Genomic DNA, 3,958 nt, shown 5'->3' with positions numbered 1-3,958 from the left:
CTGTTCGCCCCGTGCGGGCAGACGCCGGAGCAGTCGCTCCAGCCGCTGGCGGCGCAAATGTTCGGCCTGCGCGGGCATGGGGGGCCGGGCGGTGGTTACGGGATCGGTCATGTACCTGACATAGGCGTGCCGTCATCATGCCGCAATGGCCCCGCACAAACGTGACTGACCCCGGACAGGGCGTGGGGATGTGCCATGGCGCAGGCATCCCCACCACGTTCTGGCGTTGGGGGTCATGTTCCATCTTTCCCGCCATGGGCCGGCAGCGGGTGGACGCCGCTGGCGCGGGTCTGGCGGGATGGTTTGCGGGTGGACGCCCCGTGGGCCTGCTTGTATGGAAATTTGTCAGAATATACGTTTTTTCGTGCATATTTCAGGAGCAGTAAATGCCCAGCATAAGCCCTTTTGCCGGTAAGCCGGTCGATCCGGACCGTCTTGTCAACATTGATGCCCTGCTTGACGCTACTACACCCGCAAGCCAGATCCGGCTGTTGCGGCGCAGCGCGTGGCGTTTGGCACATCGGGGCACCGGGGGTCATCACTGAGCACCAGCTTCAATGAAAACCATATTCTCGCCATCAGCCAGGCAATCTGTGATTACCGCCGGGGCGCGCGTATTGACGGCCCGCTCTTCATCGGGATCGACACCCACGCCCTGTCGCGCCCGGCGCTCAAATCCGCGCTGGAGGTCTTTGCCGCCAACGGGGTGGAAACCCGTATCGACGCAAAGGACGGCTATACCCCCACGCCCGTCATCTCGCACGCGATCCTGACCTATAATCGTGACCGCAGCAGCGGGCTGGCCGATGGCGTGGTGATTACCCCATCCCACAACCCGCCGGAGGATGGCGGTTTCAAATACAACCCCCCCCATGGCGGCCCGGCGGATACCGACATTACCAAGGTGGTGGAAACGGCGGCGAATGATTACATCGCCCGCAACATGGAGGGGGTCAGGCGCGTTCCGTATGAAACCGCGCTGGCGTCCCCCACCGTGCGGCGCCATGATTACATCACGCCCTATGTCGAAGATCTGGGCGCGGTGGTGGATATGGACATCATCCGCGATAGTGGCATTTCCATCGGGATCGACCCGCTGGGCGGGGCGGCGGTGGATTACTGGCAGCCGATCATCGACCGGTATGGCATTAAGGCCACCGTGGTCAGCACGGAGGTCGATCCCACCTTCCGCTTCATGACGGCGGACTGGGATGGAAAGATCCGCATGGACTGTTCCTCCCCCTACGCCATGGCGCGGCTGGTGGGCATGAAGGACCGCTTCGACATTGCCTTCGCCAATGATACGGACGCCGACCGCCACGGTATCGTGTCCGGTCGGTACGGGCTCATGAACCCGAACCATTATCTGGCCACCGCCATCGAATACCTGTTCAACAACCGGGATAACTGGGGCACGAACGCGGGCGTGGGCAAGACGGTCGTCAGCAGCAGCATGATCGACCGCGTGGCGAAGGAACTGGGCCGCAGGCTGGTGGAAGTGCCGGTTGGATTCAAGTGGTTCGTGGATGGGCTATATAACGGCACGCTCGGCTTCGGGGGGGAGGAAAGCGCGGGCGCGTCTTTCCTGCGCCGCGATGGCACGGTCTGGACCACGGACAAGGATGGCATCATCCTGGGCCTGCTCGCCGCCGAGATCACGGCCCGTACCGGCCAGTCCCCCGGCGCGGCCTACGCGGCCATGACCACCCGGCTTGGCACGCCCTACTATGCCCGGATCGACGCCCCGGCCAGCCCGGCGCAGAAGGCGCTGCTCAAGGCGCTCTCCCCCGAGGAGATCGGCATGACCGAACTGGCGGGTGAGCCGATCATCAGCACCCTGACCCGCGCGCCGGGCAATGACGCGGAGATCGGCGGCCTCAAGGTCAAGGCCAGGGACGGCTGGTTCGCGGCCCGTCCGTCCGGAACCGAAAACGTGTATAAAATCTATGCGGAAAGTTTCAAGAGCGAGGCGCATCTCGAAATGATCCAGAAGGAGGCGCAGGATGCGATCTCCGCCCTGTTCGCCCGCGCGGAAAAAAGGGGGCGTGACACCCCCTGCCCCGCCTGCGGCCAGCCGCCGCCCGATACCGGTTCAGGCGTAATCGTGAAGAGTGAAAAATGCGTTTTTTCTTCCGATCTGGCGGCTGATGCGTCACTATCGGCAGTATAGCCAAAAGAGGAGGCCGTCATGCGTTACCTCATCGACCAGACACGCGAGGGCTTTGGCATCGCGACGTTGCTCTGCATGCTGGCTGTCGAGCGTTTTTTCCGAAAGCAGGCTGTCCGTTAGGGCAGCCCCGTCATACGGACACGCACTGGATGGAATACCCCTTCTTCCAGCACCGTTACCGCCGGTGCGAGCGGATGCGCCAGATGATCCTTGCCGGATTGCTCATCGGGCGCTGTCCGGTTTTCGTGCGGCGGTGCGGGGTGATGCGGCGGCTGACGCCACTTGAGGGACAGAATGGCTGGCGTGGTGAAAACCAGTGCCGGACCCTGCGCGGCTGACAGGCCGGGACATGCCCGCAAACCAAAAGTTCCGAAAAGCGCCGCCTTTTTTTAAAAAGGCGGTGCCAAAAAAGCTTTTATTGTTTTTTATCAACCTTCTGCACCAGACCTTCCAGCAGGCGGGCCACGGCTTCCGCGCCGGGATCGGGCACGTCGCGCACGTATTCACTGGGCACATAGGCGCCCGACCGGCGCGGGCGCTGTGCATGGTGATGGTTGAATCCGCCCCCTTCCGCGCGGCGGCCGCGACCTGTTGCAGGCTGCCACCCGAAGCCAGCGTGGCAAGTGCGGGATAGAGCGCGTCGATCATGGTGCGGTCGCCCGGTTTCGCGCCGCCGCATTCCATCATATGCGCCAGCCCGTCACGCAATGCCTGCCGCCACGGCTGCGTGCTGCGCCCGGCGGCCGAGAACATGATGGCGAACAGCACGCCGCTCGATCCGCCCGCATGCTGGGTCAGGATATTGCCAATCGTGGTCATGAGCTGGTGTGGCTTATTCATGGGCAGGCGGTCGATGACGGCGATGATGTCACGCGCGGCCCCGGCGAAGGTGGAACCAGCGTCGCCATCGCCTATCCTGCCATCCAGTTCGTTCAGCGGGGCCTCATTGGCGATCAGCACCTTTGCGCCCCGTTCCAGCAGGTCGGTCACCACGGCGTTGCGCGTGGGGGGATAGGGAAAGGCGTCAGGCATGTCGGGCATGGGCACGATGGCGGGCTGGTCCAGCGGGGCCATGCCCGGCCACGCATGTGGCTGGACCGGGGCTGCCAGCGCGGCGGTGATGGCAGCATCCATCTCGATCAGGGTCAGGGAAAAGCCATTCATGTCCAGCGCGGTCATGAGCGGCGCCGGGCCGATCACATGCGATACGCGCCGGGCCAGCGGCACATGGCTGAAGGCGTGCAGCAGCAGCGCCATCTCGACCTCCGGCACGCAGCCCAGATTGTTCAGAACCAGCGCGAAGCGGGTGTCGGGCATGGCCGTGGGCAGGCTGGCTTCCAGCGTTCCGGCGGCCTTGCGCATCAGGTCGTTGGCCCCCGCCAGCGCGATGCGCTGCGCCCCCGGTTCACCGTGGATGCCCAGCCCGAGTTCGGCCTGATCGGCGGCAAGGCGGCTGCTCCGTCCCGGCTCGTAGGGGTTGCAGTCTTCCAGCGCCAGGCCGATGGTGCGCATGCGCGGTATCGCCGCGCGTACGAATTCGGTCACGCGCGCCAGCGTCCAGCCCTGCGCCGCGCCGTACCCCGCCAGTTTGTGGGCCAGGATGGTGCCCGCCACGCCGCGTGGGGTGGTTGAGTCCGGCAGGGCGATGTCATCCCCCACGATCACGACTTCAACCTGCCTGCCCAGTGCGCGGGCGCGCTCTGCCGCGAGGCCGAAATTCAGCCGGTCGCCGGTATAGTTCTTGACCACCAGCAGGCAGCCCGCCTGCCCTGTCGTGGCCAGGATGGC

At 64.7% G+C, this 3,958-nt stretch carries 1 protein-coding gene and 1 pseudogene; one reads left to right on the top strand and one right to left on the bottom strand.

Going from position 1 to position 3,958, the window contains the following annotated elements; genetic code table 11:
- Window positions 1-386: 386 nt before the first annotated feature.
- Window positions 387-2,041, top strand: a pseudogene (gene pgm, locus JCM25156_RS23460) (phosphoglucomutase (alpha-D-glucose-1,6-bisphosphate-dependent)); the annotation flags it as partial.
- 351 nt (window positions 2,042-2,392) lie between these two features.
- Here pgm and JCM25156_RS23455 read toward each other — a convergent pair.
- On the bottom strand, window positions 2,393-3,958 hold a 1,566-nt coding region (locus JCM25156_RS23455), incomplete at its 5' end, for a dihydroxyacetone kinase subunit DhaK (protein WP_242402601.1).

The organism is Komagataeibacter kakiaceti JCM 25156 (assembly GCF_000613305.1).
Note: the sequence above shows the minus strand (reverse complement) of the source record. Positions and strands in the feature narration are given on the sequence as shown.